Origin of the sequence: Faecalibacterium sp. An121 (assembly GCF_002160915.1) — a bacterium.
Lineage (GTDB): Bacteria > Bacillota > Clostridia > Oscillospirales > Ruminococcaceae > Faecalibacterium > Faecalibacterium avium.
Window position 1 is genome coordinate 109,048 of sequence record NZ_NFLM01000007.1, and the last position, 21,835, is coordinate 130,882.

The following is a 21,835-nucleotide window of genomic DNA, read 5'->3' on the forward strand; positions in this document are numbered from 1 at the left end:
ATCACCCCTCCTTTGGGTCTTTGACGATGATGGTGGCGAAATAGCCCGCCTCCAGAGCCGCCTGGGGCAGCCCTTCCAGCGAGGGCAGGGCCAGCTGGCCCGGCAGGCCGCAGTTGGCCACCAGGGCGCTGGAGCCCGCCAGGCCCCGGTCCTGCAAAGCGTGCAGCACCTGGGGCAGACGGCGGGCGCTCTTCATCAGCACCTTGGTGCCGGGCAGGGCCAGGGCCGCTTCCAGATCCTGCTGCTGGCAGCTGGGGATGATGTGCAGAGGGGTGTCGATATCGGTGAGGCTCTCGTCCAGCAGGGCGGCGGCAGCGCAGAAACTGGGCACCCCCGCCACCCGGGCGGTGGCATAGCCCTGGGCCCGCAGCTGCCCGATCAGATAAGAACAGGTGGCGTAGATGGACACATCCCCCAGGTTGAGCATGGCCACATCCTGACCTGCATCCAGGCGGGCGCGCACCAGCTGCACGGCGGCAGCGTGGGCGGCGGCCCGGACCGCCGGGTCGGGGGACATGGAAAAATCCAGGGGCAGGATCTCTTTGCCGGACAGGTCCGCCGCCTGGCGGGCGATGTCCAGCGCCACCATCCCCCCTCTTTTGGTGCGGGGGGCCGCCACCACCGGGCAGGCCTGGATGGTGCGCAGGGCCTTGAGGGTCAGCAGCTCGGGATCTCCCGGGCCCACCGATACCCCGTAGAGGACGCCTTTGGGTTCATGCATGGGTATGCCTCCATTGGTCGATGAGTGTCCGGGCCTGGGGGCTGAGCCCCAGCAGGCCATACTGGTTGGAAAAAAGCAGCGCCCCCACCGCAAAGGCGCCCGCCGCCCGGCGTTCCAGATGCGTCTGGACCGCGGCGGTCAGGCTGGACAGCACAGGGTCCCGCAGACCCTCGGCATCCAGCAGGGGGATGCAGGCGTCGGTGGTGGCGGCGTCCAGCAGCCGGCGGCACAGGGCGGTGGACGCCCCGGCCGCCGCCGCGTGAGCGCAGAAAAGTTCGGTGCGGCAGTCGGCCTGGCGGGAGTGGGTGTTCATGATCCCTCCGGCCACCTTGACCAGCTTGCCTATATGGCCCGCCAGCAGCACCTGCTCAAAGCGCTGGGCTGCGGCGATGTCCAGCGCGTCCCCGATGAAGTTGGAACAGCGCACCACCGGCACGCCCAGACCGTCCAGGCCCTGGGCCGCGAGGAAATCCGCGCCATAGTTGCCGGGGGTCAGGATGAGCCGGGCTCCGCTTTGGCGGGCCTGACGGGCCTCCACTTCGATGGTGTCCACAATGGCCTGCTGGCTCATGGGTTCCACGATGCCCGAAGTGCCCAGCACCGAAAGGCCCCCTTCCACCCCCAGCAGAGGGTTGAAGGTGCGGCGGGCCGTTTCCGCCCCGCCCGGGATCGAGATGGTCACCCCGGCCCCGCCGGGCCAGGCGGCCGTCTCCAGTTCCTGGGCCACCGCCCGGGCGATCATCTGCCGGGGCACCCGGTTGATGGCGGCAGCCCCCACAGGCTGGTCCAGCCCCGGCCGGGTGACCCGGCCCACCCCTTCGCCCCCCTGGATGGAGACGCCGGGCCCGGGCGTGAGGACCACTGCGGCCTGCACCAGCATCCCGTGGGTGACGTCGGCGTCATCTCCGCCGTCTTTGCGCACGGCGCACAGGGCGCCGCCCTCCTCCAGCAGACGGCAGAAAACCGGGGCCACCTCCACCACCCACCCCTTGGGGGTGCGCAGCGAGAGGCAGGACGGCGCCTGCCCGGTGAGCAGCAGCCTCGCCGCCCCTGCGGCAGCCAGGGCCGCGCAGGTGCCGGTGGTGTAGCCGCAGCGCAGCATCTTCTGGCCGCTGCGGATATAGTGTTCAAAGGCCATGGGCCCCGTCCTCCTGCAGCACGCCGCGCAGATGGGCGGCGTACAGGTCCTGGACAGCCTTTTCGCTGCCCAGGCCATGCCGCACCCAGTCCACCCGGTAGCCCTGCCCGGCCAGCACGCTGCGCCAGCTGTGGGGGCCGGGGCCGGCCATGTCGTTTTGAGCGTGGTCGCCGGCCACCAGCATCAGAGGGACCAGCAGCACCCTGGAGGCCCGGCTGCGGGCCAGCGCGGCGCACACCTCCGCCAGCCCGGGCCAGCCTTCCACCGTGCCCACGCGGATATCGGGGCGGCTTTGCAGCTCAAAGATCCCCTGCAGGGCCGGGTAGACCACATTGGCCCGGTGGGCCGAGCCATGGCCCATCAGCACCACCGCCCGGCCGGGCTCCGCGGGATACAGCGCGCCGATGGCGCCCGCCAAAGCCCGCAGGTCCCGGGTGTCGTCCAGCAGGGGACGGCCCACCCGCAGCCAGTCAAAGCCGGGAGCGGCGGCCAGGGCCTGGGCTTTCAGTTTATCATATTCCACCCCCCAGAGGAAGTGGGTAGGCTGCACCAGCACCCGCCGGCAGCCCGCGGCGGCGGCCCGGGCCAGAGCCTCGGGCACGCTGTCTTCCGGCTGGCCGCGGCCGGCCAGGGCCGTGCGCACCATGCCGCTGGTATAAGCCCGCAGCAGCTGCCAGCCGGGGGCGGCGGCGGCCAGGGCCTGTTCCACCCCGGCGATGTCGGCGGCGGCTGTGGGGACGGTGGTGCCAAAGCTGGCGCAGACCAGCGCCTTCTGGGTCGTTTGCATAAGCGGTTCCTTTCCTGTCCTGTATAAAGAAGAGCGGCCCCCCGCCCTCTCCGCCATGGCAGGGAGTGCGAGGGGTCCTGGCAGAGCGCCCCCGCAAGTCAGGCCGGGCCATGCGCCGGGCAAAGGACCTGTCAGAGGCACCCCAGTGATTCAAAACGCTTCTTCGGGCCGGCGCTGCTGGGCGAACACCTCAGCGATCAGATCGTCCATGTCGGACAGATAGGTCAGCTGGCAGCAGGCCCGGCGCAGGGCGCCGGCCCCCTTCAGCCCTTTCATATAGTGGATGGCCTGGGCCCGGGCCTGGGGCATGGCGGTGCGCTCGCCCTTTTGCTGCACCATCTCCTCCACCTGGCGGCGCAGAGCGTTCATGCGGGCCTGGAGGTTGGGCGCCGGGGGCTGGGGAAGCCCCTCGATGGCGGCGTTGACCCGCTCGAACAGCCATGGGTCACCCAGAGCGCCCCGGGCGATCATCACCCCGTCGCAGCCGGTCTCGCGCAGCATGGCCAGCGCGTCTTCGGGGGTCTGGATGTCCCCGTTGCCCAGCACCGGCACCGACACCGCCTGCTTGACGGCGCGGATGATCTCCAGATCGATGCCGGGGGTGTACATCTGCTGGCGGGTGCGGGCGTGGACCGTGATGAGAGCCGCGCCCGCCTCCTGGCAGGCTTTGGCGCAGGCCACGGCGGTGACGTGGTCTGCATCCCAGCCCTTGCGCATTTTGACGGTGACGGGGCGGGAGGTGTGGGCCTTGACGGCCGCGACGATCTCGCCGCACAGCTCCGGGTGGAGCATCAGGGCCGAGCCTGCGCCCCCCGACACGATCTTGGGGGCGGGGCAGCCCATGTTGATGTCCAGGAAGTCAAAGTCCTCCCCTTCGATGGCGGCCGCCGCCTGGCCCATGATGGCGGGCACCTCCCCGAACAGCTGCACCCCGTAGGGCGCGCCGGGGGTGCGGGGCCGCAGCAGACTGAACGTCTTGTGGTCGCCGAAGGTCAGCGCACGGCTGGACACCATCTCGCTGACGGTGAAACCGGCCCCGTGCTGGGCCATCAGGCGGCGGCAGGCAGCATCGGTAAAGCCCGCCATGGGGCCAAACACCGCCCGGTGCGGCAGCGTGAGGCCCCCAAACTGGATGGGTCGCATAAAAATCGGTTCTCCTTGGGTAAGCTTATTCGCCCAGGTGGATGCGGTCCAGCACCCCCTCGGCCTTGTCCCGGGCCAGCTCCAGATGGCGGGTCAGGGCAGCCGCGGCAGCATCCCAATCCCCCGCCAGGGCGGGGGTGAGGATGGCCAGGTGCTCCGAACAGGTGTCCTTCTGGCTGATCATCCCCACCTTGCCGGTCATGATGCGGAACCGCGTGTTCTGACCGGTGATGGAGTCGTGGGCAGACCGCAGGTACTTGTTGGGCAGCGGGCTGATGAGCAGCTCGTGGAACGCGTCATCCGCGGCATAGAAGTCGGGGATGGTCTCGGGGTGCTGCATCAGGCCCACAAAGCGCTCCAGCCCCTCCCGGGGGATCTGGGCCCCATACACCCGCAGGGCATAGGGCTCCACCAGCAGGCGCACTTCGTAGATGCTGTGCACGTCCTCATCGGTGATGGCCGACACCATCAGGCCCTTTTTGGGCAGAATGGTGATCAGGCCCTCCTGTTCCAGCCGTCCCAGGGCGTCCCGCATAGGGGTGCGGCTGATGTTGCCCATCTCGGCGCACAGCTTCTGTTCGTTCAAAAACTGGCGGGGGGCGTATTCACAGCTGAGGATCCTGGATTTTAAGTATTGGTACGCCTGCAGCTTCAGGCTGGTCTTGGTGGGTTGCTGCTGTTCAAGCTCTCGTTCTTTTTCTCTCATGATCATGATGCCTTCCATTCCCTACCGGGCCCCGTCCAGGGGCCAAAAGCCGGCCCTGCAAGCCGGCCGCTTATCGTGCTGTCCGCCCCGCAAAGGGCGGCGGCCATGGCGCGCCGGTGCCAAGACCCTGCAAGCTTGGCTGTGCCGGCATAGTGCCGTGCACAGGGCGGCCATTCAGTTTTATTATTTCACAACTTGGGCAGAAAAACAAGGCCTGGGGGCGGTGTTTGAGCCCCCTTCCATATTTTACACAAAATTCACCCGGAGTTTCGGGCATTTGAGAGCATTTGGCCCACAGACATCCCCCGCCCCGCCGGGCTTGCACTTTGGGCCGGGGCAGGCTATAATAGCACCGAAAGGAAGTGTCCCCCGCCTATGGCACGCAGCAGTTACAATACCCGCACCCGCCAGCTGATCCTGGACTATCTGAGGGCCAACCCCAGCCGGGCGGTGAGCGCCGCCGACATCGTGGCCTATCTGGAAGCCGCAGGCGCGCCCGCCAACCCCACCACCGTCTACCGCTATCTGGACAAGCTGGCCGCCGACCAGCAGGTGATGAAATATGTGGCGGACAAGGGCGAACGGGCCCTGTACCAGTACACCGACCAGCAGCGCCACTGCCGCGAGCACATCCACCTGAAGTGCACCCGCTGCGGCGAGATCTTCCATATGGACTGCGGCTTTATGGCCGAGGTGCGCCGGCACCTGCTGGAGGAGCACGGTTTTACCCTGCAGTGCGAGGGCAGCGTCCTGTACGGGCTGTGCCGGCGGTGCGCCGCCGGCTCCGAGGTTGACAGCGGCGTCGAGCCGTGCTACAATAACACCCAACAAAAGCTTTGACCGGGAAAAGTAGGGCCCACAGGCCGTCCCTTGGCAGAGAGCGCGGGCAAGGTGCAAGCCGCGCGGGGGGCCGGGCCGCGAAGAACACCCGTGAGCTTCCGCCTGAACCCGCCTGGCAACAGCGGCAGTAGGGCCGGACGGCAGCCGCACGTTACGCGGCGGCGCTTTCAACGAGGAAAGCCATGAGCGGCTGGCAGGAGCCTTTCTGCCGGCAACACAGGTGGCACCACGGATACGGCAGCATTCGTCCTGAAACAGGATGTTTGCTGCCGTATTTTTTTGAGCAAAGGGGTAACGAATATGTGTTGTATCATGGGTTATACGGGGCACGATGTGTCCGCCGCCGCTTTCAAAGAGTATCTGCTGCGCACCGCCAGCCGGGGTCCCGACGACCAGCGGGTGGTACAAGGGCCTTTCGGGCTGATGGGCTTTGGCCGGCTGGCCATCATGGGCCTGACGCCGGACGGGATGCAGCCCTTCCGGCGGGGGGCCGACTGCGTGGTGTGCAACGGGGAACTGTACGGCTTCCGGTTTGAAAAGGAGATCCTGCAGCGGGCGGGGTACAAGTTCCGCTCGGGCAGCGACTGCGAGATCCTGCTGCCCCTGTACTACGAGTACGGGCTGGATATGTTCCGGCATCTGGACGCCGAGTTCGCCCTGATCCTCTACGACAGCCGCAAAGACCGTCTGATCGCCGCCCGGGACCCCATCGGCATCCGGCCGCTGTTCTACGGCTATTCCAAGACAAGCCACCAGATCGCCTTTGCCAGTGAATTGCAGAACCTGGTGGGCTGGTGCGAGGACATCCGCCCCTTCCCCATCGGCAGCTACTACTGCGACGGGCGCTTTGTGCGCTATGAAGACGTGGCCGATGTGCCCGCCCCCCACGCCGACGGCATGGAGCAGGTGCTGGAGAACATCCGCACCAAGCTGATCGCCGGGGTGGAAAAGCGGCTGGACGCCGACGCGCCGGTGGGCTTTCTGCTGTCGGGCGGGCTGGACAGCAGCCTGGTGTGCGCCATCGCCGCCCGCAAGCTGGGGCGCATCCGCACCTTTGCCATCGGGATGGACACCGACGCCATCGACCTGAAATACGCCCGGCAGACGGCGGAGTACCTGGGCAGCGAACACCATGAGGTGATCATCGACCGGCAGACGGTGCTGGACAGCCTGGAGGAAGTGGTCCGCACCCTGGCCACCTGGGATATCACCACCGTGCGGGCCAGCGTGGGGATGTACCTTTTGTGCAAGGCCATCCACCGGGACACCGACGTGCGGGTGCTGCTGACGGGGGAGATCTCGGACGAGCTGTTCGGCTACAAATACACCGACTACGCCCCCACCGCCGACGCCTTCCAGCAGGAGAGCCAAAAGCGGATCCGGGAGCTGTATATGTACGATGTGCTGCGGGCCGACCGGTGCATCTCGGCCAACAGCCTCGAGGCCCGGGTCCCCTTTGGGGATCTGGATTTCGTACGGTACGTCATGGCCATCGACCCCCAGATGAAGGTGAACCGCTACGGCAAGGGCAAATACCTGCTGCGCAAGGCCTTTGAGGGGGACTGGCTGCCCCCCGAGATCCTCTGGCGGGAAAAAGCCGCCTTCTCGGACGCAGTAGGCCACAGCATGGTGGACCACATCAAAGCCTATGCCGAGAGCCTGTACACCGACGAACAGTTCCAGATGCGCCGGGCCAACTATTCGGCCCACTGTATGCCCTTCACCAAGGAGAGCCTGCTGTACCGGGAACTGTTCGAGAAATATTATTACGACCAGGCAGCTACCGTCACCGCCTTCTGGATGCCCAACCGCGCCTGGCCCGGCTGCGATGTGGACGACCCTTCTGCCCGGGTGCTGGCCAACTACGGCGCCTCCGGCGTATGAGATGATCTTTACCCGTCCAGGGACAAAAGCAGGCCGCCCAGGGCGGGCAGGTCCACCCGCAGCACCCCGCTGCCATCGGGGGCAGGCAAAGCGTGCAGCCGCTGCCCCTCGGCGGAGGGACCTTCGCCGCCCCACTGGGGGTCCTGGGTGTTCAGCACAACGGTGGCCGCGGCCGGCGTCTCCAGCCGCAGCGGGAAGCCCGGGCAGGGGCTGTCCTGGGTGTTGAGCACGCACAGGAGGGTCTGCCCTTTGGACCGGCGCAGCCAGGCGTAGACGCCCCGGGCGGGGCTGCTGCGCTCCACCCAGGCAAAGCAGCCCGGGTCATACTCGCCGGCATAGAGGGCGGGCTGGGTGGCGTACAGCCAGCCAAGCCGGGCAAAGTACCGCTGGAAACTGTCGTGGAAGGGATAGGCCAGCAGCTGCCAGTCCAGCGGGCGGCGCTCGTCCCACTCGCGGAAGTGGGCCAGCTCGTTGCCCATGAAGTTCAGCTTCTTGCCCGGGTGGGCGAACATATACAGATACAGCGTCCGGAGCTGGCGGCATTTTTCCTCATAGCTGCCCCACAGCTTCTGGATGATGGCATTCTTGCCGTGGACCACCTCGTCATGGCTGAACGCCAGCAGGTACAGCTCATTGTAAAAATACTCCATGCTGAACAGCACCTTGCCATAGTGGGCGGGCCGCTCCCCGAAGGGGGTGGCAAAATAATCCAGGGTGTCGTGCATCCAGCCCATGTCCCACTTGTAGTCAAAGCCCACCCCGTCGTAGCGGGTGGGGGCGGTCATCTTGAGGTAGTTGGTGGAGTCCTCTGCGATGTAGACGCCGGTGGGCCAGCGCTGGTTCAGCCCGTGGTTGAGCTGCCGCAGAAAGTCCACCGCCCCCTGGTTGACCCCGCGGGCGGGGTCCCCCAGCCAATAGATGGCCCGGGATACCGCGTCCAGACGCAGGCCGTCCATATGGTAGACCTCCATCCACAGCCCGCAGCTGCTGGCCAAAAAGCTGCGCACCTCGCCCCGGTAATAGTTGAAATTGCAGGTGCCCCACTCGCTGTGGCCCACATCGCTGTCGTATTCGTACAGGCAGGTGCCGTCCAGCCGGGCCAGCCCCCAGGGGTCCGCGGCAAAGTGCACCGGCACCACATCCAAAATCACCCCGATGCCCATGCGGTGGCAGGCATTGACAAAGGCCGCCAGCTGCACCGGACTTCCATAGCGGCTGGTAGGGGCGAAATAGCCGGTGGTCTGGTAGCCCCAGCTGCCGTCGAAGGGGTGTTCGGCCAGGGGCAGCAGTTCCACATGGGTGAAGTGGTGTTCGGCCAGCCAGGGGATCAGCTGCCGCGCCAGTTCCTCGTAATCGTACCACCCGTCCGAACCGTCGGGGGCGCCGGCCCCGGGCTTGTGCCGCCAGCTGCCCGGATGCATCTCGTAGATGTTCATGGGCAGGTCGTACCGCTTGGAGCGGGACTCCATCCAGGCGCCGTCGTCAAACTCGAAGTCCAGCCGGGCCAGACGGCTGGCGGTGCCGGGGCGCAGCTCGCTGGCAAAGGCGTAGGGGTCGGCGTGCATCTGCATCCGCCCGTCCGCCCCGGTGACGCAGTATTGGTAGCTGTCGCCCTCGGCCAGGCCGGGCACAAAGGCGCTCCAGCAGCCGGTCTCGGCCCGCTGCATGGCGCACCGGCCCCATGGGCCGCATACCTCCGCCGCCAGGGCCCCCGGGGCCCACAGCACAAACTGCCAGCCCTCCTGGCCCTGCCGGCAGGCGGGATGGGCGCCCATCCACCGCCATGCGTCGAAACATTCTCCTTCCCAAAAGCTCTGGGGGACCTGGGGATCACACATAGATACTCTCCTTGTTGTTCAGAATAAGATCGGTTCGTATGGAAAACGGCAGAACGCCGAAGCATTTGCCAAAAAGGGCGCAGAGGGCGGCGGGGCCGCCGCAGACAGAGGATGCATCCGGGCAGGTTTTGTGCTATACTGATGACAAGACCTTTAAGACAGGAGTGTGCTTTCTTATGCCTTGGTACGACAGTGCCGTATTCTATCACATCTACCCTCTGGGGCTGTGCGGCTGCGCCCACCAGAACGATGGCCAGCCGGTGCCCGGGGCCTGGCGCAAGCTGGACGACTGGGCCGCCCATGCCGCCGACCTGGGGTGCAATGCCCTCTATATCGGGCCGCTGTTTGAAAGCGGCAGCCACGGCTACGACACGGTGGATTACCGGACGGTGGACCGCCGCCTGGGCACCAATCCGGAGTTTGCCCAGTGGGTGGCCCGGTGCCACGCCCGGGGCCAGAAAGTGATCGTGGACGGGGTGTTCAACCACGTAGGGCGGGGTTTCTTCGCCTTCCAGGACCTGCTGGCCCACCGGGAGCAAAGCCAGTACCGGGATTGGTTCTGCGACGTCAATTTCTATGGCAACAACGAGTACGGGGACGGCCTGTCCTACGCCAACTGGGGCGGCCACAACCTGCTGGTCAAGCTGAACCAGCGCAACCCCCAGGTCCAGCAATACCACTTCGACACGGTGCGCTACTGGGTGGACGCCTTCGACATCGACGGCATCCGTCTGGACGCCGCCGACGTGCTGGACTTTGGCTTTATGGAGAACCTGCGCCGCTTCACCGACACCCTCAAGCCCGATTTCTGGCTGCTGGGCGAGGTGATCCACGGGGATTACAGCCGCTGGGCCAACCCCCGTATGCTGCACTCGGTGACCAACTATGAGCTGCACAAGGGCCTCTGGAGCGGCCACAACGACCACAACTATTTTGAGATCGCCCACACCATGCGCCGCTTGTCGGGCCTGTGCGGGGACACCCGCCTGTACACCTTCTCCGACAACCACGACGTGGAGCGTCTGCCCTGCAAGCTGCGGGAGAAGGCCCACATCCGGCCTATCGCCATCCTGGTGTACACGCTGTGGGGCATCCCCTCCATCTATTATGGCTCCGAGTTCGGGGTGGAGGGCCGGAAGGAATGGGGCAGCGACTGGCCCCTGCGCCCCTGCCTGGATCTGACCGACTATCCCGACTGCACGGTGTCCCATCCCATCGCCGCCCTGTACGCGGCGCTGGGCCGCCTGAAAGCCAGTGAGCCCGCCCTGACCTATGGCCGGGTGGAAGAGCTGGTGCTGACCACCGAGCGCTACGCCTTTGCACGGGTGCTGGACGGCCGGGCTCTGGTGACCGTGCTCAACAACGCCGGCTCCCCTGCCCAGGTGGAGTTCCGCGCCCCGGTGCCCGCCGATGCCGCCCAGGATCTGCTGGCCGGCCTGCCGGACAGCCAGGACGTGCCGGTGCAGGTGCAGGACGGCCGCGTGACGGTGCAGCTGCCCGCCAACTACGGCACCATCCTGGCCCTGGGCTGCTGAAAGGAGGCCGCGCCATGCACACAGCCGACCGCCGCCAGGCCATCCTGGAAAAGCTGGCGGCCAGTCCCCAGCCCCTCAGCGCCAGCGCGCTGGCCGGCCAGCTGGGGGTGTCCCGGCAGATCGTGGTGGGGGACGTGGCCCTGCTGCGGGCCGCAGGGGCCCAGATCGACGCCACGCCCCGGGGCTATCTGCTGCGGCGGGAAGCCGCCCCCGGCTACACCGGGCTGCTGGCCTGCGCCCACAGCACCCCCCAGCAGCTGCTGCAGGAGCTGTACACCGTGGTGGATCTGGGAGGCACGGTGGTGGATGTGATCGTCGAAAATGCCCTGTACGGCGAGCTGCGGGGCAATCTGAACGTCGCCAGCCGCTACGACGCCGACGCCTTTCTGCGCCAGGCCGCCGCAGCTCCCGACGCCCTGCTCAGCCGGCTGACCGGCGGGGTGCACCTGCATACCATCCGCTGCCCGAACGCCGAAGCCTTCGAGCGCATCCGGGACGCTTTGGCCGCCGCCGGCCTGCTGTACCAGAAAGAGGACGGGTGAGACGGCTGGTCTGCTCTGTTCCCATTCTATCCCAGCCGCGGGAGTCTGTCCACTTACAAACCGGCCTCTGTGTAAGGGCCGGGAAAGGAGCGCTTATGTATCCCACCCAAGAGAAAGCCGAGGCTCTGCTGGCCGAGGCCAGGCAGCAGTACGACCTTGTCAGCCAGACCCATGGCCGCTGGGACGACCATTGCCGCACCGCCGCCCGCTGCGCCCGCGCCATTGCAGCCCGGTGCCCCGGCCTGGACCCCGACAAAGCCTATGTTCTGGGCCTGCTGCACGACATCGGCCGACGCTGGGGCGACGGGCACCTGCGCCATGTCTACTACGGCTGGCAGTATATGATGCAGCTGGGCTATGACGATGCGGCCCGCATCTGCCTGACCCACTCCTTCCAGATCCAGCGGATGGACGCCTACATCGGCCGCCGGGACATCCCTCCCCAGGCGCTGAACGAGCTGGAGCAGGCCCTAAAAGCAGCGGTGTACGACGACTACGACCGTCTGATCCAACTGTGCGACTCCATCGCGGGCACCGACGGCCCGGTGGACATGGCCGCCCGGATGGAGGACGTACGCCGCCGCTATGGCAGCTATCCCCAGGACAAGTGGGACCGCAATTTTGAGCTGAAAGGCTATTTCGAGCACTGGGCCGGCGCCGGGCTGTACCAGATCGTAGGCGCTCCCCGCCCCCTGTAACATTGCCGCCAGGCAGCAAAACGCCCCCGTCTCCCTCCAAGAGGGCGGCGGGGGCTTTTATCTGCGATGGGTCAGGTGCCGGGGGTAGGGTCGGCAGGGGCGGCGGCGGGGGCTGCCTCCTCTGCGGCGGCCTGGGCCGCCTGGGCTGCCCGCTGGGCGGCGCGCTCAGCGGCGCGGGCCTTGGCACGGGCGGCAGCGGCCTCCTGGCGCTTTTTGGTGCGGATCTTGACCCGGCACACGCCGCACACGCCGTCGGCGCTGTCGGGGGGGATAGGCTTGCCGCACTCGCTGCACAGCTGCTTTTGGAACCGCAGCACGCTGACCGGGCCCAGGCTGGTCAGGGGGCGCAGCTTCAGGCCGTCGATGGCGTGGTGGTTGCAGCTGGAAACGCACATCCCGCACTCGGAGCACTTCCAGGGGGTGATGACCACCCGGCTCTGGCCGCCCTCCAGATCCTCCAGACGGATGGCGCCTGAACGGCAGTTCTTTACACACCGTCCGCAGCCAAAGCACTTGGACGTGAAAGCGGGCAGATACACCCCGTAGTGGAAGGGCGTCTGGGTGGCGGTCTTGAGCTGCTTGACCCGCTGGTGCAGCGCGTAGCGGAAGGGCTGGATCTGATGTTCCTCCTCCTGCAGGATGGGCAGCTGCCGCAGCAGGTACTTGGTGCCGTTCTTGGAGGAATCCCCCACATGGGCGAACATCTCCCGGCGGGACAGCTCCTTGGCCTGATAGGGGGCCTCATCGGGCTGATAGGCCAGGGTGATGCGGGCCTCAAAGAGGGGCTGGCCCAAAAACTCCACCAGGCGGGTCAGGTTGTCCCGCAGCAGCTTTGCGCACGGATCGTTCTCGCATTCGCCGCAGGGGGTCAGGTCCAGCACCAGTTTTTTGTGCAGAGCCAGATAGGCCAGCGCCTCCCAGCACAAAGCTCCCACGCAGGGTCGCACCAGGTCGTTGTGGCGGGTGCTGCGCTCGCAGCCGATCCAGATGGTGTCGGCGTCGGCGCCGGCGGCGGACAGGTCCCGCTGCACCTGCTCCTCCGACGGGGTGATGCAGCGGGTCTTGCAGACCGATACGCACAGCCCGCAGTCGGAGCAGGGATTCCAGCTCTTGACCAGGTTGGGCCGGCTGAAGATATCCTCCCCATAAGGGCAGATATCCTTGCACAGGGTGCACTGCTCCCGGTGGGGGTGCAGGTTCCAGCACTGGGACCGCTCGATCTCGGGGTGGGTGTTGTTCATCAGGGCGTTCATGGCCGCTTTTGTAAAAAAGCCCATAGGTCATTCACCTTCTTTGGGGGTCTGCCGGTCATCCCCGGGGATGGGGTCCACCACCGAGGTGACCACAGCCTGTTCCAGCAGGAACCGCTGCACTTTCTGGCTGATGAGGGCGGCCGCGATGACGTCGGGCGGCAGAGTCTTGCGGATCTCCTCCTCGGGGGTGTTGTGCCGGGCGGCCAGCCGGCGGTACTCCGCCTCTACTTCCCGCTTGGCAACGGTGATCCCCTCCGCCTCCGAGATGGCTTTGGCGGCCAGCACGCTGCGCATCCGCTTTTCGGCTATCTTGCGGAAGCTTTCTTTCAGCTCTTCGGGGGTGGTGCGGCAGGATCTGCAGTAGGCTTCCAGGGTCATGCTGCTCTTTTTCAGCCGGGCCTCCAGCTGCTGGTATTCCCGGCCGGCCTCCTTTTCCAGGGCCTGGCGGGGCAGGTCCACCGTCAGGTTGGCCCCTGCCATCTCCAGCAGATCCTGGCCGGCCTTGCGGTCGGCGGCAGCCTCGTGGCTGGCCTGCTTTTCGGCGCGGATGTGGTCCTTCATGGCCTCCATCGAGTCAAAGCCGCGGCTGCGGGCAAAAGCCTCGTCGGCCTCGGGGATGTGCCGCTGGGCCACCGCATGGATGGTGATGACAAAGTCGGCGGTGACCCCCGACAGTTCCTCCACGCGGAAATCCTGGGGATAGGTAAAATCAAAGTGGAAGGTCTCGCCGGCGGCATGACCGTATACCGCCTTTTCGGCGGCGGGCATCAGCTTGCCGGTGCCCAGCAGGATGGTGACGTTCTCCATCTTGCTGTCGGGGATGGGCTGGCCGTCCAGAAAGCCCTCAAAGTCCAGCGTGACCTTGTCCCCCCGCTTGGCGGGGGCCTGGGTGGGCTGGTAGGCCGCGTGCAGCCGGCAGCGATGGGACACTTCCTGCTGGACGGTGCGGTCCAGCACAGGGCGGACGTGCCGCGTGACGGCCAGGCCCTTGTATTGGCCCAGGGTGACGCGGGGGGTGGTGGGTTTGGTCTCAGACATAGGGATGTTGCTCTCCTGTTCTATGGTGTCAGCAGTCGGTGCAGGCGCCGCCGGCGCTCAGCCAGTCGGTGTCCAGGGTGACCGAACCGTCCTCCCACACAAAGGTGGGGATGCCGATGCGGCCCTCGGCCTTGACGGCGTCGTAGATGGGCATGGAATCCCGCATGGCCAAAAAGGCACGCAGGTCCTTGGTGCTGGCGGTGATATCGATGTATTCATAGGGGATGCCCTTGTCGTCCAGCAGCTGCTTGACTTCGCGGCAGGTGGAGCAGATGGGGGCTCCATACAGTTTCATCATAAAGGGTGGCCTCCTTGTAGCTTGCAGAATCGATGCCGGGCCCAATGCACGGCGCCCGGACACCTATTAAGTATACACCCGAAGCCGGTCCAGGGCAAGCCCCCCGGACTGCGCCCTCCGTTTCCCAGGGCCGTCCCCGGCAGCCAAGGGATGGACAGCCCGCAAGCGGTCTGGTATACTGGTATTACAACATCCCAAGCCGAAAGGAAGTCTGCCCCATGCCAACCACCGAGACCCGGCCCCGACGCCGCCTGCGCAAGGCGCTGCTGTTTCCCCTGACCCTGGCCCTGCTGTGCGCCGCAGCTGCCGCCGGGCTGGCCGCAGAGGCTTTCTTCCCCCTGCTCAGTTTGTGGGCCGGGGCGCTGCTGTTCACCCTGACCCTGGCGGCCGGCCGCCGGGCGGGGGTGCAGTTCGAGACCTTCCACTGGACGGTCCTGGCGGGGGCATACCTGCTGCTGGCCATCTGCCTGTGTCTGGCGGTGGACAGCCGCACCTTTATCTACATATGGGATTACGGCAACTATCTCCAGCTGCAATATACCGCCGAGGCAGCCTTTGCCGCCGGGCCTTTGCAGGGGCTGTGGCATCTGGTGTCCTCCTTCACCCAGGATTACACCAGTTTCATCTGTCTGTTCACCGAATTTCCCTTCTGTCTGACCGGCCACACCGGGGACAGCTACGTCAAAAGCATGGCGGTGAGTGTGCTGCCCAGCCTGCTGGCCGCCCTGGGCGCGGTGGTGTGCAAAGCGGGGCAGATGCTGCAGGTCCAAAACCAGCAGGGCTTTTTCCTGATGGGGCTGACCCTGTCGGCCTGCTGGCCCTTTGTGCGGCTGGCGGCGGCCCTGGGCCAGCCCGACTGGCTGGGGCTGGTGTTCGCCCTGATCATCCTGGTGCTGACCCTGGATTACCGCTTTGACGCGCCCGATCCCGCCCGGTGGGTGGGCCTGTTCTTTGCCACCATGGCCCTGATGCTCACCCGGCGGTGGTATCTCTATTTCATCCTGGCCTACTACGCCGTGTATGCCGTCACGGTGGCGGCAGGGGCGGCGGGACTGGCCCGCCACCGGCAGGGCCGCCGGGCCGCCGACCGCATCCGGGGGCTGGTCACCTTTGGGGCCGGGTCGGTGGCCGCAGCCATCGTGCTGTTCTGGCCGGTGCTCCAGCACCTCATCTCTTACAGCTACGCCCAGCGCTTTGCCGCCTACAATGTGGGCGGCCTGGGGCTGGAGCTGTACAGCCAGGCCTGGCGGCTGGGGCCGCTCTACCTTCCCCTGGCCCTGGCCGGCGTGGCATGGGCTTTCCGTCACGGGGCCGGGGCCATGGCGGGCCAGGCGCTGGGGACGCTGGCCCTCAGCCTGGTCCTGTTCACCCGGGTGCAGAACATGGGCAGCCACCAGACTCTGCTGCTGGCCCCCGGGTACATCCTGCTGTTTTTGCTGGGCGCCGCCCCTCTGGCCGACAGCCTGGCCCGCCGCGCCCCCCTCAAGATCGGGCTGTGGCTGTTTACCCTGGCGTTCAGCCTGTCGGCGCGGCTGTCCCCCCTCACCACCGTGGCCCTTCCCGAACCCCTGGTGACCGCCCTGGGACGGCTGCCGGTGTTCGCCCAGTTCGTGCAGCTGGACACCCTGACCTATGACCGGGAGGATCTGGCCCAGATCCAGGCCCTGTCCGCCTGGGTGGACAGCCACTGCGCTGCGGGTGAGTTCGCCTACATGATCCCCCATTCCATGACCTACTGTCCCGACACCTTCAAAAACGCCTCCCTGCCCGACCGGCCTTTGGAGGACAAGCTGGCTTTCGGCTTTGGCATTCTGGGCACCCAGTCCTTCCCCACCCAGCTGTTTGAGGCAAAGTATGTCATCACTGCCGACCCCTTCCCCTGGTGCTATGAGGTCAGCAGCGTGGCGGCCAAGCTAAACGACCAGTTCCTGGCCCTCCAGGACGCCTACTTCGTCCCCGAGACGGTGTTCGATATGGGCAACGGCACCCGCTTCACCATCTACCGCCGCATCACGCCCGCCACCCGGGCCGAGGCGGAGGCCTATCTGGCCGCCTTTGCCGCCGAAGATGCCCAGTACCCCGACCTGTTCAGCCAGGTCATCCAGGCCTGGCTGGCCCAAAAGGGGCTGTGAGAGGCCGCTGTTCAGGATTTTACCACCTTAAAGCATTGACACAAGCCCCGTTCGATGTTATACTTCAAGGCAAGCTGGCTTGAAAGCCAGATGGACTGTTACAACGGAGTGACGGATCGTTTTTCCGTTGCTCCGTTTTCGTTTTCCACTCAAAACGCGCCTTTGCACCGGCGCAAACTTTATAAAGTAAAGGGGAGTTTTTCATGCGTCATACCATCACCCGCCGTCAGTTCCTCACCGCTTCCGGCGTCACGGCTGCGGCCGCCTGCGCCGCCGGTCTGCTGTCTGCCTGCGGCTCCGGCTCCTCGGGTGCTTCCTCCGCCGCGGGCGGTCAGGACACCTCCAGCTACACCATCCTCTATTCCAGCCAGCCTTCCACCCTCAACTACCTCACCACTTCCTCGGATGTGGAGATGCAGGTGGGCGCCAACTGCGTGGACACCCTGCTGGAGTTCGACAACAAGGGCGCGCTGCGGGAGGGCCTGGCCACCGAATGGACCTTTGACGAGGCTTCCCTGACCTGGACCTTCCAGCTGCGGGACGAGAACTGGGTGGACTGCAACGGCCAGGTGGTGGCTCCGGTCACCGCGCAGGACTTTGTGGACGCTTTGCGCTACCTTCTGACCCCCGCCTATGCCGCCGCCAACGTGGGCCTGGTCACCTCCTACATCGCAGGGGCGGAGGCCTACTACGATTACCAGGTCAACCTGGCCAACGCCCAGGCGGGCTATGTGGCCGATGACGGCACCACCTACACGGTGGACGATGCAGGCGCGGTCACGGTGGCCGCCCCCGGCGCCGAGGCCCAGGTCTTCCAGCCGGTCAGCTTTGACGAGGTGGGGGTCAAGGCGGTGGATGAGCACACCCTCACCTATACCCTGACCTACGATTTCCCCGGCTTCCTCAGCCTGCTGGTCTATCTGCCCTATGAGCCGGCCTATGGCCCGCTGCTGGAGGAGATGGGGGACCAGTTCGCCACCTCCGCCGAGACCACATACAGCTGCGGCGCTTTCTATCTGTCCGAGTATGTTCCTCTGGAGAGCTGGGTGATGACCAAAAACCCCGAGAACTACGACGCCGACAACGTGTTCATCCAGACGGTCAGCCGCATTTACAACGCCGAGGCCGAGGTGAACGGCCCTGAGATGATCCGCCGCGGCGAGATCGACGAAGCCACCATCGGCTCGGATATCCTGGACAGCTGGCTGGCCGACCCCGAGACAAAGGATCTGGTGTCCATGGACCGGCCCAACACCAACTACACCTATTTCTATCTGTTCAACTTCATGCCCTACCGCCACGAGTTCTCCGGCCAGACGGTGGAGGGCCTGGACGCCGAGTATGAGCCGGACAACTGGGCCAAAGCCATCAACAGCACCAATTTCCGCAGGGCTTTCCTGTACGGCATCAACAACGCCGTCACCCTGGCGGTCACCGCCCCCGAGGGTTATGAGGGCTATATGCTGAACACCGTCACTCCGCCCTCCTTCTGCGCCAACGACGACGGGGTGGACTACACCCAGTGCGGCGACCTGGCCTCCTTCTCCACCTTCTTTGACGAGGCCAAGGCCAAGGAGTACCGGGATGCCGCCATCGAGGAGCTGACGGCGGCGGGGGTCACCTTCCCTGTCAAGGTGCAGCTGCCCTACAACCCCTCCACCAACGACTGGGACCGCCAGTGCCAGGTGCTCAAGCAGCAGCTGGAAAGCGTGCTGAACGACGGGGCCTCCTTCATTGACATCCAGATCACCCAGGGCCCCTCGGACAACTACCTGTCGTCGGTGCGCCGCGCAGGCAAGTACTGCTTCCAGCTGTGCAACTGGGGCGCCGACTACTCCGACCCTGAGACCGAGACCGATCCCTTCTACCAGGCCCCCGGCGAATACGGCGGCCGCTATGCCTACCTGCGCACCGCTGTGGAGGACGGCATCGTCACCGGCGAGACCGCCGACGCCATCATGGCCTACATGACCGCGGTGGAACAGGCCAAGGCCATCACCAGCGACATCAACGCCCGCTACGAGGCCTTTGCCAACGCCGAGGCGCTGCTGATCAGCAACGCCCTGGTCGTTCCCATGGGCATGAGCGTGCCGGCCTACCTGGCCACCCGCCTGAATTACTGGGAGGGCCAGTACGCCTCCACCGGTTTTTCCAACAAGCGGCTGAAGGGCATCCATGTGCTGGACCACTATGTCTCGATGGCCGAATACGAGGCCAACCGGGACGCCCGCTGAGCCCATTGGGGGCCGTGCCTTTGCACCACGGAGGCCGGCCCCCGTTTGTATCTGAAACGCCAGACGGGACTGTGGAGGCACCTTTCAGATACGTCCCATCAAACCGAAAGGAAGTGGCGCAAGGGATATGGTAAAATACCTCGCCAAACGGATCGGCCATTCGATCCTGACCCTGTTCATCATTGTGACCCTGGTGTTCTGCCTGCTCCGGCTGATGCCGGTGGAGGGTTACTTTGCCAACTACGAAAAGATGACCCAGACCCAGATCCAGGCCGGCCTGCAATCCATGGGCCTGCTGGACCCGCTGCCGGTGCAGATTTTGCGCTTCTGGCGCGACGCGTTCCGGGGGGATCTGGGTGTCAGCCACATCTACCGCGTCAACGTGCCGGTGGTGGACATCCTGCAGGAAAAGCTGCCCATCTCGGTGCAGATGGGGGTGCTGGCCATGCTGGTGTCCCTGGCCGTGGGCATCCCCCTGGGCCTTGTGATGGGCCGGTTCAAACACCGTCTGCCCGACAAGCTGGGCACTGGGGTGGTCATCCTGATCCAGGCGGTGCCTGCGGCGGTCTACTACCTCTACATCCAGATGTACGGCACCACCGCTTTGGATGTGGGGCTGCTGTTCCAGGCCAGCAACTGGCGGTACTGGGTGCTGCCGGTGTTCTCCATGAGCCTGGGCAACATCGCCTTTTATGCCATGTGGCTGCGCCGCTACATGGTGGACGAGAGCAACAAGGACTATGTGATGCTGGCCCGGGCCAAGGGCGCCGGCGAGGACCGCATCGCCCTGGGGCATATTTTCCGCAACGCCATGGTCCCCCTGGTGCAGTACATCCCCTCCGCCTTCCTCAATACGGTGGTGGGCTCCATCTACATCGAAAGCCTGTACAGCATCCCCGGCATGGGAGGACTGCTGGTCACCTGCGTGCAGCGGCATGACAACACCATGGTACAGGGCATCGTACTGCTGTACGCCTGCGTGGGCATCATCGGCCTGATCCTGGGAGATCTGCTGATGGTCCTGATCGACCCGCGCATCAGCCTGGGCAAGAAAGAAGGTGGACGCTGATGCTGTTCTTTTTGAAAAACGCCAAATCCCGGCAGCTGGAATCCGCGCTGCAGCAGCAGGTCCAGGACGGGCCCGCCGCCTGGGCGTCCCTGCCCGATGAGGAGCTGTTCACCCCTGCGGGCTTCACCGCCGAGCAGGCCGAGGCCACAGCCTATTCCAATTACAGCTACTGGGGCAGTACCCTGCGCTCTTTTTTGCGCAACCGGTTCGCGGTGGCCCTGCTGGCAGCGCTGGTGCTGGTGGTGGGCTTTGCTTTCCTGCAGCCCCACCTGCCCGGCCAGATCGACCCCAACTACTGCCGGGTGGACCCCGCCACCGGCATCCAGTACCGCAACGTGGCCCCCGGGGTGGACGGCTATATCTGGGGCTCCAACTCCATCGGCCAGGACTTGTGGGCCCGCATCTGGGCGGGCACCCGCACCAGCCTGATCATCGCCTTTTTTGTGGCCATGATCGAGGCGGTGGTGGGCATCTCGGTGGGGGTGCTGTGGGGCTATGTCCGCCAGCTGGACCTCTTTTTCACCGAGCTGTACAACATCTGTGACAACATCCCCTCCACCATCATCCTGATCCTCATCTCCTATGTGGCCAGCCCCAGCGTGCCCACCCTGATCCTGGGCATGTCCCTTACCGGGTGGATCGCCATGGCCCGCTTCATCCGCAACCAGATCCTCATCATCCGGGACCGGGATTACAACATCGCCAGCCGGTGCATCGGCACGCCCACCTTCCGCATCGTGGTGCGCAACCTGCTGCCCTACCTGGTGTCGGTGATCATGCTGCGGATGGCCCTGACGGTGCCTGCCGCCATTGGCAGCGAAGTGTTCGTCACCTACATCGGCCTGGGCCTGTCGGTGGAGACCCCCAGCCTCGGCAACCTGATCAACGACGGCCGCCAGGTGATGATGCAGGCCGGGCTGCGCTACCAGCTGCTCTACCCCACCATCATCCTCAGCTTTGTCACCATCGCTTTTTACCTGATCGGCAACGCCTTCTCGGACGCCGCCGACCCCAAGAATCATTTGCAGTAAAGGAGGCGGCGCGCTTTTGGACAGCACAACACCCATCCTCTCCGCCCGCGACGTGCACATCTGCTTCAATCTGCGGGGCCGCGTGCTCCACGCCATCCGGGGCATCGACCTGGATATCTTCCCCGGCGAGGTGCTGGCCATCGTGGGGGAGAGCGGCTCGGGCAAGTCGGTGTTCACCAAGTCCTTCATGGGCCTGCTGGACGCCAACGGCTCCATCACCCAGGGCACCATCGACTACTACGGCGCCGGCCGGCCCATCCGGCTGTCCGGTCTCAAAAGGGAAAAGGACTGGCTGGCGGTGCGGGGACGCGAGATCGCCATGATCATGCAGGATCCCATGACCAGCCTGAACCCCCTCAAGACCATCGGCCAGCAGATCCTGGAATCCGTGCACCTGCACCAGCACCTGAAAGGCCCGGCCGCCCGGGCCAAGGCCCTGCAATACTTGCAGGATGTGGGCATCCCCGAACCGGAACGGCGTTTCAAGCAGTATCCCCACGAGTTTTCGGGCGGGATGCGCCAGCGGGTGGTCATCGCCATCGCCCTGGCCTGCACCCCCAAGATCCTGATCTGCGACGAGCCCACCACCGCCCTGGATGTCACCATCCAGGCACAGATTTTGCAGCTGCTCAAGGAGATGCAGGTCAAATACCGCCTGACCATCATCCTGATCACCCATGACCTGGGGGTGGTGGCCAACATCGCAGACCGGGTGGCGGTGATGTACGCCGGGGATATCGTGGAGATCGGCACCGCCGACGAGATCTACTACGACCCCCGCCATCCCTATACCTGGGCCCTGCTTTCCAGTATGCCCCAGATGGGGGTCAAGGGGGAGGACCTGTTCAGCATCCAGGGCACGCCCCCCAACCTCTTTGCGCAGATCCAGGGGGACGCCTTCGCCCCCCGCAACCCCCAGGCCCTCAAGATCGATTTCGTCCGCCAGCC

19 protein-coding genes and 1 other annotated feature are annotated in these 21,835 nt (G+C 65.6%); of the genes, 10 read left to right on the forward strand and 9 right to left on the reverse strand.

All coding sequences use genetic code 11. The features are described 5' to 3' along the window. Position 1 precedes the first annotated feature (1 nt). The 5 genes from cobI to B5E66_RS05810 all read right to left on the reverse strand — a co-directional run bounded on the left by cobI (position 2) and on the right by B5E66_RS05810 (position 4,501). Entirely contained in the window at positions 2-721 is a 720-nt protein-coding gene (cobI, locus tag B5E66_RS05790) for a precorrin-2 C(20)-methyltransferase (protein ID WP_087229912.1), read from the reverse strand. Continuing rightward, positions 714-1,859 (reverse strand): cobalt-precorrin-5B (C(1))-methyltransferase CbiD, encoded by a 1,146-nt coding sequence (cbiD, locus tag B5E66_RS05795; protein WP_087229915.1) that lies wholly within the window; start codon positions 1,857-1,859, stop codon positions 714-716. Before cbiD ends, cobI begins: the two co-directional genes overlap by 8 nt. Beyond that, entirely contained in the window at positions 1,849-2,646 is a 798-nt protein-coding gene (locus tag B5E66_RS05800; RefSeq protein ID WP_087229918.1) for a sirohydrochlorin cobaltochelatase, read from the reverse strand. Before B5E66_RS05800 ends, cbiD begins: the two co-directional genes overlap by 11 nt. Positions 2,647-2,796: 150 nt before the next feature. Continuing rightward, the gene (gene dusB, locus B5E66_RS05805) at positions 2,797-3,789 is read right to left on the reverse strand and encodes a tRNA dihydrouridine synthase DusB (protein ID WP_087229921.1); all 993 of its coding nucleotides are present in this window, start codon (positions 3,787-3,789) and stop codon (positions 2,797-2,799) included. A gap of 25 nt (positions 3,790-3,814) precedes the next feature. Further along, positions 3,815-4,501 (reverse strand): GntR family transcriptional regulator, encoded by a 687-nt coding sequence (locus B5E66_RS05810; RefSeq protein WP_242955925.1) that lies wholly within the window; start codon positions 4,499-4,501, stop codon positions 3,815-3,817. A 369-nt stretch (positions 4,502-4,870) separates the two neighbouring features. Between B5E66_RS05810 and B5E66_RS05815 the strand changes: the two genes are divergently transcribed. Further along, entirely contained in the window at positions 4,871-5,335 is a 465-nt protein-coding gene (locus B5E66_RS05815; protein ID WP_087229924.1) for a Fur family transcriptional regulator, read from the forward strand. Beyond that, positions 5,323-5,590 (forward strand) — a binding site (T-box leader). (Overlaps the previous gene by 13 nt.) A gap of 45 nt (positions 5,591-5,635) precedes the next feature. Beyond that, entirely contained in the window at positions 5,636-7,219 is a 1,584-nt protein-coding gene (gene asnB, locus B5E66_RS05820) for an asparagine synthase B (protein ID WP_446718506.1), read from the forward strand. 8 nt (positions 7,220-7,227) lie between these two features. Here the strand turns inward: asnB and glgB are convergent, their stop codons facing one another. After that, a complete protein-coding gene (glgB, locus tag B5E66_RS05825; protein ID WP_087229927.1) occupies positions 7,228-9,057 on the reverse strand; it encodes a 1,4-alpha-glucan branching protein GlgB in 1,830 nt (609 codons plus the stop codon). A 176-nt stretch (positions 9,058-9,233) separates the two neighbouring features. Here glgB and B5E66_RS05830 point away from each other — a divergent pair, with 176 nt between their 5' ends. The 3 genes from B5E66_RS05830 to B5E66_RS05840 all read left to right on the forward strand — a co-directional run bounded on the left by B5E66_RS05830 (position 9,234) and on the right by B5E66_RS05840 (position 11,832). Continuing rightward, a complete protein-coding gene (locus tag B5E66_RS05830; RefSeq protein ID WP_087229930.1) occupies positions 9,234-10,592 on the forward strand; it encodes an alpha-amylase family glycosyl hydrolase in 1,359 nt (452 codons plus the stop codon). A gap of 14 nt (positions 10,593-10,606) precedes the next feature. Beyond that, positions 10,607-11,134 (forward strand): transcription repressor NadR, encoded by a 528-nt coding sequence (locus B5E66_RS05835; RefSeq protein ID WP_087229933.1) that lies wholly within the window; start codon positions 10,607-10,609, stop codon positions 11,132-11,134. Between the two features lie 95 nt (positions 11,135-11,229). Next, on the forward strand, positions 11,230-11,832 hold the full coding sequence (locus tag B5E66_RS05840) for an HD domain-containing protein (protein WP_087229936.1): 603 nt from the start codon (positions 11,230-11,232) through the stop codon (positions 11,830-11,832). Between the two features lie 71 nt (positions 11,833-11,903). Here the strand turns inward: B5E66_RS05840 and B5E66_RS05845 are convergent, their stop codons facing one another. Genes B5E66_RS05845 through B5E66_RS05855 form a run of 3 tightly spaced genes read right to left on the reverse strand, consistent with a single transcriptional unit; the run spans position 11,904 to position 14,421 of the window. Further along, positions 11,904-13,109 (reverse strand): 4Fe-4S dicluster domain-containing protein, encoded by a 1,206-nt coding sequence (locus B5E66_RS05845; RefSeq protein WP_087229940.1) that lies wholly within the window; start codon positions 13,107-13,109, stop codon positions 11,904-11,906. Between the two features lie 3 nt (positions 13,110-13,112). Further along, positions 13,113-14,147, reverse strand: coding sequence for a trigger factor (gene tig, locus B5E66_RS05850; protein ID WP_255396629.1), 1,035 nt, complete (start codon positions 14,145-14,147; stop codon positions 13,113-13,115). 4 nt (positions 14,148-14,151) lie between these two features. Next, positions 14,152-14,421, reverse strand: a complete 270-nt coding sequence (locus B5E66_RS05855; protein WP_087229946.1) for a glutaredoxin domain-containing protein — start codon at positions 14,419-14,421, stop codon at positions 14,152-14,154. 218 nt (positions 14,422-14,639) lie between these two features. Between B5E66_RS05855 and B5E66_RS05860 the strand changes: the two genes are divergently transcribed. The 5 genes from B5E66_RS05860 to B5E66_RS05880 all read left to right on the forward strand — a co-directional run. Then, positions 14,640-16,553 carry a hypothetical protein gene (locus B5E66_RS05860; RefSeq protein ID WP_087229949.1) on the forward strand — a complete coding sequence of 638 codons (1,914 nt, stop codon included), beginning with the start codon at positions 14,640-14,642 and terminating at the stop codon, positions 16,551-16,553. Positions 16,554-16,756: 203 nt separating this feature from the next. Beyond that, entirely contained in the window at positions 16,757-18,787 is a 2,031-nt protein-coding gene (locus tag B5E66_RS05865; RefSeq protein ID WP_087229952.1) for an ABC transporter substrate-binding protein, read from the forward strand. Between the two features lie 127 nt (positions 18,788-18,914). Continuing rightward, entirely contained in the window at positions 18,915-19,856 is a 942-nt protein-coding gene (locus B5E66_RS05870; RefSeq protein ID WP_087229954.1) for an ABC transporter permease, read from the forward strand. Next, the gene (locus B5E66_RS05875; RefSeq protein WP_087229957.1) at positions 19,856-20,887 is read left to right on the forward strand and encodes an ABC transporter permease; all 1,032 of its coding nucleotides are present in this window, start codon (positions 19,856-19,858) and stop codon (positions 20,885-20,887) included. The genes B5E66_RS05870 and B5E66_RS05875 overlap by 1 nt, the downstream gene beginning before the upstream one ends. Before the next feature lie 16 nt (positions 20,888-20,903). Continuing rightward, a partial coding sequence (locus tag B5E66_RS05880; protein WP_087229960.1) for an ABC transporter ATP-binding protein occupies positions 20,904-21,835 on the forward strand: 932 nt, incomplete at its 3' end.